We start from the raw sequence: 13,787 nt of genomic DNA, 5'->3' as shown, positions 1-13,787 counted from the left end.
GCGGTCATTCCCTCACGTTGGAGGCAACAACTTCATGGCTAACGACCAGGAAAACAAGATCCTCGACTATTCCAAGCGGCTCATGACCGAGTTGCTGCAAACCCGGGAGAGGCTGACGACCCTAGAGGACAAAATCCGGGAGCCGATCGCGATCGTCGGCATGTCCTGCCGGTATCCGGGCGGGGTGGACTCCCCCGAGGACCTGTGGTCGCTGGTCGCCGAGGGCCGGGACGCGGTGTCGGAGTTCCCGACCGACCGCGGCTGGGACGTGGACGGGCTGTACGACCCGGACCCGGACAGCGTCGGCACGTCGTACACCCGGCACGGCGGCTTCCTGCCCGGCCTCGCCGACTTCGATGCCGCCCTTTTCGGCATCTCCCCGCGCGAGGCGCTCGCCATGGACCCGCAGCAGCGCCTGCTGCTGGAGGCCGCCTGGGAGCTGTTCGAGCGCTCCGGCATCGATCCGCTGTCGCTGGGCGGTTTCCCGGCGGGCGTATTCGTCGGCTCGATGGGGTCGGAGTACAGCTCCGCGTCCGCGCCCGGCGAGAACGGCGAGGGCTTCGGCGTCACCGGCACCGCCGCGAGCGTGGTCTCCGGCCGGCTGGCGTACACCTTCGGTCTGGAGGGGCCGGCGGTGACCGTGGACACGGCCTGTTCGTCGTCGCTGGTGGCGATGCACCAGGCCGTGCAGGCGCTACGGTCCGACGAGTGCAGCCTTGCGCTGGCGGGCGGGGTGTCGGTGCTCATCAGCCCGATGGCGTTCGTGGAGTTCAGTCGGCAGCGGGGACTCGCCCCGAACGGCCGGTGCAAGGCGTTCGCGGGCGCCGCGGACGGCGCCGGATGGGGCGAGGGGGTGGCGCTGCTGCTGCTGGAGCGGCTGTCCGACGCCCGGCGCAACGGCCACGACGTCCTCGCCGTGGTGCGCGGCTCGGCCGTCAACCAGGACGGCGCGTCCAACGGTCTGACGGCGCCGAACGGGCCGTCGCAGCAGCGGGTCATCCGTCAGGCGCTGGCCGGTGCGGGGCTGGAGCCGGCCGACATCGACGCGGTCGAGGGGCACGGGACCGGTACGACGCTCGGGGACCCGATCGAGGCGCAGGCGCTGCTTGCCACGTACGGCCGGGACCGGCCGCACGGCCGCCCGCTGTGGCTGGGCTCGGTCAAGTCGAACATCGCGCACACCCAGGCCGCCGCGGGCGTCGCCGGGGTGATCAAGATGGTGAAGGCGATGCAGCACGGGGTGCTGCCCAAGACGCTCCACGTGGACGAGCCGTCGCCGCACGTGGACTGGTCCGCGGGCGCCGTCGAGCTGCTCACCGAGGCGCAGCCGTGGCCCGGTGAGGGCAGGCCGCGCCGGGCGGCGGTGTCCTCGTTCGGCATCAGCGGCACCAACGCCCACCTGATCGTGGAACAGGCGCCCGACGTCCCGGACGAGCCCGCCGCCGAGGAGGGGGACGAGGAGCCCGGTGGCCACGCCGCCGCGGTGCCGGCCCCGGTCGCGTGGATGATCTCGGCGCGGTCCGAGGAGGCGTTGCGCGAGCAGGCCCGGCGGCTGGAGGCGCACCTGACGGCCCACCCGGGCGCCGCCGCGCTGGACATCGGCTACTCGCTGGCGACCACCCGGGCCCGGCTGGAGCACCGTGCCGTGCTCCTCGGCGCGGACCGCGAGGAACTGGCGCCGGGGCTCCGCGCCCTCGCGCAGGGCGAACCGGCCGCCGGCACGGTGGTGGGGACCGCCGCAGGCGACGCCCGGCCCGTGTTCGTCTTCCCGGGGCAGGGGTCGCAGTGGATCGGCATGGCGCTGGAGCTGATGGACTCCGCGCCCGTGTTCGCCGACCACCTCCAGGCGTGCGCGCAGGCCCTCGCCCCGCACGTCGACTGGGACCTCCTCAAGGTGCTTCAGGACCCCGACGGCGCCGCGCTGGAGCGGGTGGACGTGGTCCAGCCGGTGCTGTTCTCGGTGATGGTGTCGCTGGCGCAGCTCTGGCGTGCCCACGGCGTCGAACCGGCCGCCGTGGTGGGCCACTCGCAGGGCGAGATCGCCGCCGCGTACGTCGCCGGGGCGCTGTCGCTGGAGGACGCGGCCCGCGTGGTGGCGCTGCGCAGCCGCGCCCTCGTCGGCCTCGCCGGCGGGGGCGGCATGGCGTCGGTCGCGCTGTCCGCGGACGCGACCGCGGAGCGGCTCGCGCCGTGGGCGGGCCGCGTGGGCATCGCCGCGATGAACGGGCCGGTCTCCACGGTCGTCTCGGGCGACGCCGCGGCGCTGGACGAGGTCCTCGCCGGCTGCGAGGCCGACGGGGTACGGGCCCGGCGCATCCCGGTGGACTACGCCTCGCACTCGCCGCAGGTGGAGCAGGTGAGGGACGAGCTGATGGAGGCACTGGCGGGAATCGCGCCGCGGGCGGCGCAGATCCCGTTCCACTCCACGGTCTCCGGCGAGGCCGTCGACACCTCCGGCCTGGACGCCGCGTACTGGTGCGCCAACCTGCGGGAGCCGGTGCGGTTCGAGGAGGTGACCCGGCTGCTGCTGGAGCAGGGGCACCGGGTGTTCCTGGAGGCCAGCCCCCACCCCGTCCTGACGGTGGGGGTGCAGGAGACGATCGAGTCGGCCGGCGCGCGGGCGGTGGCCGTGGGCACGCTGCGGCGCGACGAGGGCGGCCCGGACCGGTTCGCCGCCGCGCTGGCGGAGGCGTACGTCCAGGGCGTGCCGGTGGACTGGGAGACGATGTTCGACGGCACCGCCGCCCGCCGGGTCGCGCTGCCCACGTACGGCTTCCAGCGCCACCGCTACTGGCCGGCGCCCGCCGGCAGCACCGGTGATCCGACGGGGCTCGGCCAGACCGCGGTGGACCACCCGATGCTGGCGGCGGCGGTCGAGACCGCCGACGGGTCCGTCGTCCTCACCGGCCGGCTGTCCGTGCAGACGATGCCGTGGCTGGCCGACCACGCCGTGTCCGGAGTGGTGCTGCTGCCCGGCACCGGGTTCGTCGAACTCGCCGTCCGCGCGGGCGACGAGGTGGGCTGCGACCGGATCGACGAGCTGACCTTCGAGGTCCCGCTGATCATGCCCGAGCGCGGCGGCGTCGCGATCCAGGTCCGCGTCGGGACGCCGGACGACAGCGGCCACCGGCCGCTCACCATCCACTCCCGCACCGACGAGGCGGGGGAGTGGGTGCAGCACGTCAGCGGCGCCCTGTCCGCAGCCGAGACCGTACCCGGGGCGGACCCGGAGCTGAGCGCGTGGCCGCCGCCGGGCGCGGAGCCGGTCGACCTGACCGGCTTCTACGCCGGGATGGCCGAGGCGGGCTACGGCTACGGGCCCACCTTCCAGGGCCTTGAGGCCGCCTGGCGGCGCGGGGACCAGGTCTTCGCCGAGGTCGCCCTGCCGGAGCGGGCGCGCGAGCAGGCCGGCCGGTTCGGCATCCACCCCGCGCTGATGGACGCCACCCTGCACGCCCTCGGGCTCGGGGAGTTCTTCGACACCGCGGGCCAGGTGCGGCTGCCGTTCGCCTGGGCCGGGCTGACGCTCGCGGCCACCGGCGCGACGCACGTACGGGTACGGCTGGCCGCGGCCGGCGCGGACACGGTGAGCGTGAGCATCTCCGACGGCGCCGGAAACCCGGTGGTCCGGGCCGACTCGCTGGTCGTCCCGCCCGTCACGCTCGAACAGCTGGAGCAGATACGCAGCGGCGACCGCGACTCGCTGCTGCGGCTGACCTGGATGCCGCTGGCGGCCGTCGCGGGACCCGCCTCCGGCCGGTGGTCGATCATCGGTGCCGACGGGATCGGGCTCCGGCCCGCCCTGGAACGGGCCGGGCTGATGGTCGCCGCGTGGCCGGACATGACCGCCGCGGCCGACGGCTCCGGCGCGGACGAGGCACCGGACGTCGTCGTGCTGCCCTGTACCGGCCACGACGACGCCGCACCACTCGCCGACGGCGTCCGCGCCGCGACGACGCAGCTGCTGGAGTCGGTGCAGCGGTGGCTCACCGACGAGCGGTTCGCGTCCTCCCGGCTGGTGGCGGTCACCCGCGGCGCCGTCGCCGCCGCGGCCGGCGAAGCGGTGACGGACCTGGCGCGGGCGGGCGTGTGGGGCATGCTCCGCACCGCGCAGACCGAACACCCCGGCCGCATCGTCCTGATCGACCTCGACGACGCGCCCGACGCCGCCGACCTGCTGCCCGCCGCCGTCGAGTGCGGCGAGCCCCAGGTGGCGGTCCGCGGCGGCACCGTACACACGCCGCGGCTGACCCGCTCGGGACCGGAAGCGCTGACCCCGCCCGCGGACGGGCCCTGGCGGCTGGACGTGACGGGCACCGGGACGCTGGAGGGCCTGACGCTGGTGCCCCACCCGGACGTCGAGGGCCCGCTGGAGCCCGGGCAGGTGCGCATCGCCGTCCGCGCCGCCGGCCTCAACTTCCGCGATGTCCTGCTGGCGCTCGGCCTGATCCCGAACCAGAAGTTCGCCGGCGGCGAGGCCGCGGGCGTGGTGCTCGAAGTGGGCTCCGCCGTGACCGGGCTGGCGGTGGGCGACCGGGTCATGGGGTTCGTGCCGCAGTCCTTCGGCCCCATGGCCGTCGCGGACCACCGGCTGGTGGTACGGGTCCCGGACGGCTGGTCGTTCGAGCAGGCGGCGTCCGCGCCCGTGGTGTTCCTCACCGCGTGGTACGGGCTGGTGGAACTGGCCGGCCTCAAGGCCGGCGAGACCGTGCTCGTGCACGCCGCGGCCGGCGGCGTGGGAATGGCCGCACTCCAGCTCGCCCGCCACCTCGGCGCGGAGGTGTACGCCACGGCCAGCCACCCGAAGTGGGAGGCGGTGCGCGCCCAGGGCATCGACGACGACCACATCGCCTCCTCGCGGACGCTGGAGTTCGAGCAGCGGTTCCTCGACGCCACCGGCGGCGCCGGCGTGGACGTCGTGCTGAACTCGCTGGCCGGAGAGTTCATGGACGCCTCGGCCCGGCTCCTGCCACGTGGCGGGCGGTTCATGGAGATGGGCAAGACCGACATCCGCGACCCGGAGAAGGTGGCCGCCGAGCACGCCGGGGTGGCGTACGAGGCGTTCGACCTGATGCAGGCCGACCCGGAACTGATCCACCGGATGCTGGGCGAGATCGTGGCGCTGATCGAGCAGGGCGTGCTGAAGCCGCTGCCGGTGACCACCTGGGACGTACGCGAGGCACAGGCGGCGTTCCGGTACCTGAGCCAGGCCCGGCACATCGGCAAGGTCGTCCTGACCGTGCCCCAGCCCCTCGACCCCGGTGGGACGGTGTTGGTGACGGGTGGTACGGGGGTGTTGGGTGGTCTGGTTGCGCGGCATTTGGTGAGGTCGTATGGGGTGCGGCATCTGCTGTTGACGAGTCGGCGTGGGTTGGATGCCGGTGGTGCGGTGGAGTTGCGGGATGAGTTGGTGGGGTTGGGTGCGTCGGTGACGGTTGCGGCGTGTGATGCGGCGGATCGTCACGCGTTGGGGGAGGTGCTGGATTCGGTTCCGGTGGAGCGGCCGTTGACGGGTGTGGTGCATGCGGCGGGTGTGCTGGTGGATGGGCTGGTGGAGTCGTTGACGGCGGGGGATGTTGATGCGGTGTTGCGGCCGAAGGTTGATGCGGCGGTGAATCTGCATGAGCTGACGCGGGGTCTGGATCTTTCGGCGTTCGTGTTGTTCTCGTCGGCGGCGGGGGTGTTGGGGGCTCCTGGTCAGGCGAATTATGCGGCGGCGAATGCGTTTTTGGATGCTTTGGCGGCGCGTCGTCGTGCTGAGGGGTTGCCTGGTACGTCGGTGGCGTGGGGGTTGTGGGCGCAGGCCAGTGGGATGACGGGGGGGATGGGTGAGCGGGATGTTTCGCGGATGTCTCGTTCCGGTCTGGGTGCGTTGAGTGATGAGCAGGGTTTGGCGTTGTTCGATGCGGCGTTGGCGGCGACGGAGCCGTTGGTGTTCGCGGCGCGGGTGGATGCGGGCAGGTTGCGGGCGCAGGCCGGGTCGGGCACGTTGCCGGCGATGCTCCGCGGGCTGGTGCGTGGGCCTGCGCGGCGTGCTGCGGCGTCGGCTGCGGATACCTCCGCGTTGCAGCGGCGTCTTGCCTCGGTGGGTGAGGCGGAGCGGCAGCGGATCCTGACCGATCTGGTCCGTACGCATGTGGCGGCGGTTCTGGGGCATGCGGGGCCGGAGACGGTGAGTGTGGATCAGCCGTTCAAGGACATCGGTTTCGACTCGCTGACCGCCGTCGAGCTGCGCAACCGCCTCGGTGCGGCGACGGGACAGCGCCTGCCGGCCACGCTGGTCTTCGACTATCCCACCCCCACCGCCCTCGCCGACCACCTCCACACCCAACTCGTCCCGCAGGCCGCGGACGGCGCCCCGCCTGCCGCCGACGACGGTGAGGCCGAGATCCGGCGCGCCCTGGCCACCGTCCCCCTCGCCCAGCTCCGCCAGGCCGGCGTGCTGGACGTGCTCCGGCAACTCGCCGGCGCGGACGGCGAGACCCCCGCGGCGCAGCCCGAGGAGTCCAGTGCCATCGCCGGCCTGGAGGTGGCGGACCTGGTCCGCCTCGCACTCGACGGCGCCGACGGGTCCGCGGGCTCGGAAGGGGCGGGCGACCGATGACCGTTTCGACGGACGAGCTGGTCAAGGCGCTGCGCAGCGCGATGCTGGACGTCGAGAAGCTGCGCAGGCAGAACCAGCAGCTGACCGCCGCCGTGGGCGAGCCCCTCGCCGTCGTCGGCATGGCGTGCCGCTGTCCCGGCGGGGTGACCACGCCGGAGGAGCTGTGGGAGCTGGTCGCCGCGGGCACGGACGCGGTCACCCCGTTCCCCACCGACCGGGGCTGGGACCTCGACGCCCTCCGGCGGCCCGGCCAGGCCGGCGAGCACCCCGTGCTGGAAGGCGGGTTCCTCAGCGGCGCGGGCGACTTCGACGCCGGGCTCTTCGGCATCTCGCAGGCCGAAGCGCTGGCGATGGACCCGCAGCAGCGCCTGCTGCTGGAGACGTCCTGGGAGGCGTTCGAACGCGCGGGCTTCGACCCGCTCTCCGTGCAGGGGCTCACCGCGGGCGTGTTCATCGGCGCGATGGCCTCGGAGTACGGCGAAGGGACCGTGCCCGAGGGCGACTTCGACGTCTCCGCGGTCACGGGCAACGCCGGGAGCTTCATCTCCGGCCGGCTGGCGTACACCTTCGGCGTGGAGGGGCCCGCCGTCACCGTGGACACGGCCTGCTCCTCGTCGCTGGTGGCGCTGCACCTCGCCGGGCAGGCGCTGCGGCAGGGCGACTGCGCCCTGGCCCTGGTCGGCGGGGTCTCGGTGATCTCCAACCCGGGGCTCTTCACCGGGGCGGGCCAACAGATGACGCTGGCCGGCAACGGGCGGTGCAAGCCGTTCGCCGCCGCGGCCGACGGCCTGGGGCTGGGCGAGGGCGCCGGGGTGCTGCTGCTGGAGCGGCTGTCGGACGCCCAGCGCGCCGGGCGCGAGGTGCTGGCCGTGGTGCGCGGCTCGGCCGTCAACCAGGACGGCGCGTCCAACGGCATGACGTCGCCCAACGGACCGGCGCAGCAGCGGGTGATCCGCCAGGCGCTGAGCAACGCCCGCCTCTCCCCGGCCGACATCGACGCGGTCGAGGGGCACGGGACCGGCACGACGCTCGGGGACCCGATCGAGGCGCAGGCGCTGCTTGCCACGTACGGCCGGGACCGGCCGCACGGCCGCCCGCTGTGGCTGGGCTCGGTCAAGTCGAACATCGGCTATCCCAGGGCCGCTTCCGGCGTCACCGGAATGATCAAGATGGTGATGGCGATGCGACACGGGCTGCTGCCCGGGACCCTGCACGTGGACGAGCCCTCGCCGCACGTGGACTGGTCCGCCGGCGCCGTCGAGCTGCTGACCGAGGCGCAGCCGTGGCCCGACACCGGACAACCGCGCCGGGCGGGCGTCTCCGCATTCGGGATCAGCGGCACCAACGCCCACGCCATCGTCGAGCAGGCCCCACCCGCCCCGGCGGCACCCGACGCCGCCGTCGCCACTGACGGCCCGGCCCGGTCGCTGCCCCTGGTGCCGTGGGCCCTCTCCGCCCGGTCCGAGCGGGGGGTGCGCGCGCAGGCCCAGCGGCTGCACCGGCAGCTCGCCGCCGACCCGGAGTTCAGCGCCGTCGACGTGGGCTACTCGCTCGCCACCTCCCGGGCCCGGCTCGACCACCGTGCGGTCGTCCTCGGGGAGAGCCGCGACGAGCTGCTGGCGGGCCTTGCCGCCCTGGCGGAGGGGGAGGAGGACGGCCGCGTGGTTCTCGGCCGGGCACGCGGCGACGTGCGCCTGGCCGCTCTCTTCTCCGGCACCGGCACACCGCCCGGCCACGCGGGCAGCGGCCTGTACGCGGCCTTCCCCGCGTTCGCCGGGGCCATGGACGAGGTCTGCGGCGAGCTGGAAGCACACCTGGACCGCGCGGTCCGGCCGGCGTGGCTCGCTCCGGAGGATGCCGGTGCCCCGCGGACGGAACTGTTCGCGTTCCAGACCGCGCTGTTCCGGCTGCTGGGCTCGTACGGGATACGGCCCGACGCGGTCGTCGGGCAGGGCATCGGCGCACTCGCCGCGGCGCACGCCTCCGGGGTGCTGTCGCTGCCCGCCGCCTGTGCGCTGGCCGCCGAGGACGAGCGGCTCCGCCGCGGTGCGCCGGACGGCGAACCGGGCCCGGGCCTTGAGGAGTTCCGCCGGGCGGCCGAGCGGTTGCCGATGGCTGTTCCGTCGATCCCCGTGGTGTCCGGTACGACCGGCGACGAGGTTCCCGCCGGGCAGCTGCGGACCGCCGAGTACTGGGCAAGCCAGATCTGGCGGCCCGCCGGCTCCCTGCCCGGGGTCGGGCAGCTCGGCCGGCGCGGCGTCTCGGCCGTCGTGGACCTGAGCCCGGCGGGCTCCGGAGGGGCCGCCGTACCGCTGCTGTCCGGCGGCCCGGACGAGGCGCACGACGTACTGAGCGCGCTCGCGCGGCTCTCCACGAACGGACTGGCCGTGCGCTGGGAGGGCGCGTTCGCCGCCGTGCCGGCACGGCGGGTCGGGCTGCCGACGTACGCGTTCCAGCGCGAGCCGTACTGGATGGCCGCCTCCGGCGGCCCTGGGCCGGACGCCGGCGAGGCCGCGTTCTGGGAGGTCGTGGAGAAGGGGGACGCCGCCGCGCTGGCGCAGCTCCTCGGTTTCGACGGCCCCGGGGACCGCGAGGCGCTCGAAGCGACGCTGCCGGCGCTGTCCGCGTGGCGGCGCCGGCAAGGACAGTGAGGGACACGGAGATGGGGAGTGGCGTCATGGCAGCACCCGGCGGCGTGGGCGGCTCGTGGATCAGACGGCTGGGACCGGAGGCCCCGCGGGCGCCCCGGCTGGTGGCGTTCCCGCACGCCGGCGGATCGGCCAACGTGTACCTGCCGCTGGCCCGGACCCTCGCCCCGCAGATGGAGGTCCACGGGGTGCAGTACCCGGGCCGGCAGGACCGGATGGGGGAGGCGCTGGTCGACGACGTCGGCGAGCTCGCCAAGCAGGTCTTCCACCGCCTCGTCGGCTGGACGGACCGCCCGCTCGTCCTGTTCGGCCACAGCATGGGCGCGGTCGTCGCCTTCGAAGCGGCGCGGCGGCTGGAGCAGTTCGGCTCCGTACCGCTCGCCGGGCTCGTCGTGTCGGGCCGGCGGGCCCCGGGCGTCGTCCGCGACGACGACGACGTCCACCTTCGCGACGACAAGGGCCTGGTGGCGGAGATGCGCTCCCTGAACGGGACGGACCAGGCGTTCCTCGACGACGAGGAGCTGCTGGAGATGATCCTTCCCGTGGTCCGCAACGACTACAAGGCCGTCGAGACGTACCGGTACCAGCCGGGTCCCAGGCTGCGGTGCGCGCTGACCGCACTCCTCGGGGACGCCGATCCCAAGGCGGGCATCGACGAGACGATGGGCTGGCGCGACCAGGTCGACGGGCCGTTCCACTTCCGGAGCTTCCCCGGCGGTCACTTCTACCTCAACGACCGCATGGAGGACATCGGCAAGGAGGTCACGACCCTGGTGACCGCCGGCCGGCCGGGGGAGCGGCGCTGACGGCGAAGCGGTCGCGGACCCGCGGCCCCCTCCGCCTCACCGCCCTCGTGGCGGCGCTGGCCGCCGCCGTCGTCCTCTTCCCGCCGCCGGCGTCCGCCGCGGCGGGCACCGCCGGCGCCGGCCCGCCGCTGGAGACGCCGGTGCCGGAACTGGCCGCGGCGGTGCGCTGTTCGCCCGACTTACAGGACGCGGCCACGACGCCGGTTCTGCTCGTCCCGGGCACGGCGGAGGCATCCGAGCACGTCTACAGCTGGGGTTATCAGAAGGCGCTGCGCGAGGAGGGCCGGCCCGTATGTGTCCTCGACGCCCTGCCCGGCCAGGGCGTCGGCGACATCCAGACCACCGCCGAGTACGCGGTCCACGCGATCCGGCACATGAACGACATCGCCGGCCGGAAGGTCTCCGTCATCGGGCACAGCCAGGGCGGTCTGCTGGCGGCGTGGGCCCTGCGGTTCTGGCCCGACCTGCCCGCCCGGGTCGACGACGTGGTCTCGCTGGCGTCCCCGTACCGGGGGAGCGGCTTCGCGGACGTGACCTGCGCCGCGGGCGTGTGCCCGGCGTTCGCCTGGCAGTTCAGGCCCTCCGCCGCGTGGGTCGGCGCGCTCACCCGGGAGCCGTTCCCCGAGGGGCCGGAGCTGACGTCGATCGGCTCGCGTACCGATGAGCTGATCTGGCCGGCCCCCGCGGCGACCGCCTATCCCGGTGAAGTGAACGTGATGGTGCAGGAGGTGTGCCCGCTGCGCGCGCCCGGGCACATGACGCTGCTCGCGGACGCCACCGCGTACGCGCTGGCGCAGGACGCGCTCGCCAACCCCGGCGCGGCGGACCCGGATCGCGTCGGGTCCTCGTCCTGCGGCGAGGTGGTCTTCGACGCCGTCGACGTCGCGGGCATGACCCGGCTGCTGGGCCTCGCGGGCGGCCTCGCGGAGGCCGTCCTGACCGCCCCGTACACCACCGCGGAGCCGCCGCTGCGTGCCTACGCGCGCGAGTGACGGCCCGCGCCACGCGTGCTACGCCGTCTTCTCGGCGGGTGCGCCACCGGCCGGGTCCGGCGCCGCGGCGCCGTCATCGGCCGCGACCGCGGGGCGGCCGGGGAGCAGCGCGGTGGTCAGGACGGCGCTGAGGATCGCCACGGCACCGGTGGCGACGAGCACCAGCGTCATGCCGTTCATGTACGCGTCCTGGGCGCTGGCGGCGAGTTCCGGCAGGTCCAAGCGGTCGGCGACGGCGAGCCCGCCGGCCACCGAGTCGCGCGCGGCGTCCGCGGCGGGTGGCGGCAGCCCGTCCGTGTCGACCTGGTCCGCGTAGCCCTGGGCCAGCAGGCTGCCGAGGAGGGCCACCCCCAGGGCGCCGCCGACCTGGCGCAGCGTCATGGTGATGGCCGTGCCGGCTCCCGAGCGTTCGGACGGCAGGTCGTCCAGCACGGCGTCCATCGCGGGCGACAGCGCCATGCCGATGCCCATGCCGACCGCGGTCAGCCAGACGACGACGAAGCCGTAGGACGTACCGGTGTCCGTGGCGGCGCCGACGGCGAGGCCCGCGCCGGAAAGCAGCAGCCCGATCCCCACCGGGACGCGGTAGCCGCCGGCCGCCAGTCGTTCCCCGAGCGGCGCGCCCACGACGAGACCGCCGATCATGGGCAGGAGCCGCAGACCGGTGGCGAACGCGCTGTGTCCCGCGACGTCCTGGAGGTACTGCGGCAGCACGAACAGCATGCCCAGCAGGGTGAAGCTGACCAGCATGCCGGCCAGGCTGGCCCAGAGGAACTGGCGCCGCCCGAACCACCTCAGGTCGATCATCGGCTGCTCGGTGCGCAGTTCCCAGACGCCGAAGGCGAACAGCAGCACGGCGGCCAGCGCCAGCAAGCCCAGGACCAGGGGGTCCCCCCAGCCGCGGCCGGGTGCCTCGATGATCCCGTAGACGAGGGTGACGAGACCGGCCGTGGACAGCAGGGCGCCGGGCAGGTCGAGCCGGCGCGGGGCGGGGTCGCGCGTCTCGGGCATCAGGAAGACGATCGCCGTCAGCGCGATCGCCGCCATCGGGATGTTGATGAGGAAGATCGAGCCCCACCAGAAGTGCTCCAGCAGGTAGCCCCCGATGAGCGGACCGAGAGGGATGCCCGCGCCGGTGCCCACCACCAGGAGCGATACGGCCCGGCCGCGCTCGTCCGGCCCGAAGAGCGCGGCCACGACGGCGAAGGCCACGGGCAGGATGATGGCACCGCCCACGCCCATCCCGGCCCGGGCGGCGATGACGACCCCGGCCGAATCGCCCCACGCCGCCAGCGCCGATGCCGCCGCGAACAGCACCAGCCCGACCACCAGGAGCAGTTTCCGGCCGTACTTGTCGCCCAGCGCGCCGCAGGTCAGCATCAGCCCCGCCAGCACCACCACATAGGCGTTCACGATCCACTGGAGTCCGTCGGTGCCCACCGAGAGCTCGCCGGCGATCGTCGGCAACGCCACATTGAGGATGGTGATGTCGAAACCGATGGTCAGTGCCGCGAGCACGAGGGCCGCCAGAGCCCACCACCGCCGCGGGTTGTCCCATTGCTCCATGGGGGTCCAATCAGTCGACGAGTCCTGCCGACATCGCTTCTTGTCGATTAACGCGTCCGAAACGCTATCATCGCCAAATGGCGATTCAAAGCGCCGTTCCGGTCGTCTCCAGCTTCCTGCGGCGAACGGGTGCGAGGGCTGCCGGAAAGGCAGCCCTCGCGGTGCTTCGGGGCCCGGGACAGCGGGCCGCGGGCGCTCCCGCCCGCGTTCCGCTTCCGGTGCGCTACGCCTTCAGCGCCTCGTAGCCCACCTCCGTCAACTCCTCGCTGCGGGTCCAGAGCTGCTCCGCCACCGCGTCGTCCCGGGTCCACTTCGCCCGCCACGACCGGGTCGGCCGGCCGCGCCAGCCCTGGATGCGGGGGCCGATGAAGTCGTCGGGCGCCACGTCCGGCGCGGTGGCGGCGAACAGCGTCGGCAGCGCGCCGCGGTCGGCGGACTGGGCGAGCAGCCGGTACGTCAGCGTCGTGACCCGCTCCGCCATGCGGCGGCCCTCCAGCCGGGGCGCCGCGTACTGCAGGTTCGTCGCGGCGTAGCCGGGGTGAGCGGCGGCGGCCACGACGTCCGCGCCGGTCGCGTCGAGGCGGCGGGCCAGCTCGTGCACGAAGAGGAGGTTCGCCGACTTCGACCGGGAGTACGTGGTCCATCGGTTGTAACGCCGCTCGCCGTGCAGGTCGTCGAGCTTCACCTGCCCGCCGAAGTGGGAGATGCTGGAGAGGGTGACCACCCTGGCCTTCGGCGCCGCCAGCAGCTTCGGCAGCAGCAGGCCGGTGAGCGCGAAGTGGCCGAGGTGGTTCACGCCGATCTGCGTCTCGAAGCCGTCCGCGGTCCGGCCGTACGGCATGGCCATGACCCCGGCGTTGTTGATCAGCAGGTGCAGCTCGTCCGCCTCCAGGCCCTCGGCGAAGGCCCGTACCGACGTCAGGTCCGCCAGGTCCAGCGCCCGGCACTCCACCTCCGCGCCCGGCACCTCGGCCAGCAGCCTGCCCTGCGCCTCGGCGCCGCGCTCCGCGCTGCGGCAGGCCAGCACCACCCGGGCGCCGTGCCGTGCCAGCTCCCGCGCGGTGGCGTAGCCGAGACCGCTGTTCGCCCCGGTGACCACGGCCAGTCGGCCGCTCTGGTCGGGTATGTCGCCCGCCGTCCAACCGGCCATATCTGCGCACGTCCTTTCGGT

The 13,787-nt window shown here is 74.2% G+C and carries 6 protein-coding genes; 4 read left to right on the top strand and 2 right to left on the bottom strand.

The annotated features are described in order from the left end of the window. Positions 1-34 precede the first annotated feature (34 nt). The 4 genes from ACHZ99_RS18955 to ACHZ99_RS18940 are packed head-to-tail and all read left to right on the top strand — an operon-like array spanning position 35 to position 11,050. Complete coding sequence (locus ACHZ99_RS18955) at positions 35-6,604, top strand: type I polyketide synthase (RefSeq protein WP_420305819.1); 6,570 nt, start codon at positions 35-37, stop codon at positions 6,602-6,604. Continuing rightward, complete coding sequence (locus ACHZ99_RS18950; RefSeq protein WP_420305818.1) at positions 6,601-9,255, top strand: type I polyketide synthase; 2,655 nt, start codon at positions 6,601-6,603, stop codon at positions 9,253-9,255. Before ACHZ99_RS18955 ends, ACHZ99_RS18950 begins: the two co-directional genes overlap by 4 nt. A 26-nt stretch (positions 9,256-9,281) precedes the next feature. Beyond that, positions 9,282-10,058: a thioesterase II family protein gene (locus tag ACHZ99_RS18945; protein ID WP_420305817.1), complete on the top strand. Its 777-nt coding sequence runs from the start codon at positions 9,282-9,284 to the stop codon at positions 10,056-10,058. 47 nt (positions 10,059-10,105) lie between these two features. Continuing rightward, the gene (locus ACHZ99_RS18940) at positions 10,106-11,050 is read left to right on the top strand and encodes a lipase family alpha/beta hydrolase (RefSeq protein ID WP_420305816.1); all 945 of its coding nucleotides are present in this window, start codon (positions 10,106-10,108) and stop codon (positions 11,048-11,050) included. Between the two features lie 18 nt (positions 11,051-11,068). On the opposite strand, the gene ACHZ99_RS18935 is transcribed toward ACHZ99_RS18940, so the two are convergent. Further along, positions 11,069-12,616, bottom strand: a complete 1,548-nt coding sequence (locus ACHZ99_RS18935; protein ID WP_420305815.1) for an MFS transporter — start codon at positions 12,614-12,616, stop codon at positions 11,069-11,071. A 223-nt stretch (positions 12,617-12,839) separates the two neighbouring features. Continuing rightward, entirely contained in the window at positions 12,840-13,766 is a 927-nt protein-coding gene (locus tag ACHZ99_RS18930; protein WP_420305814.1) for an oxidoreductase, read from the bottom strand. Positions 13,767-13,787 lie beyond the last annotated feature (21 nt).

Source organism: Streptomyces sp. MAR4 CNX-425 (assembly GCF_048656465.1).
In the GTDB taxonomy this organism is placed as follows: Bacteria; Actinomycetota; Actinomycetes; order Streptomycetales; family Streptomycetaceae; genus Streptomyces.
The sequence above is the reverse complement of the archived record's forward strand: the minus strand, read 5'-3'. Positions and strand labels throughout refer to the sequence as shown.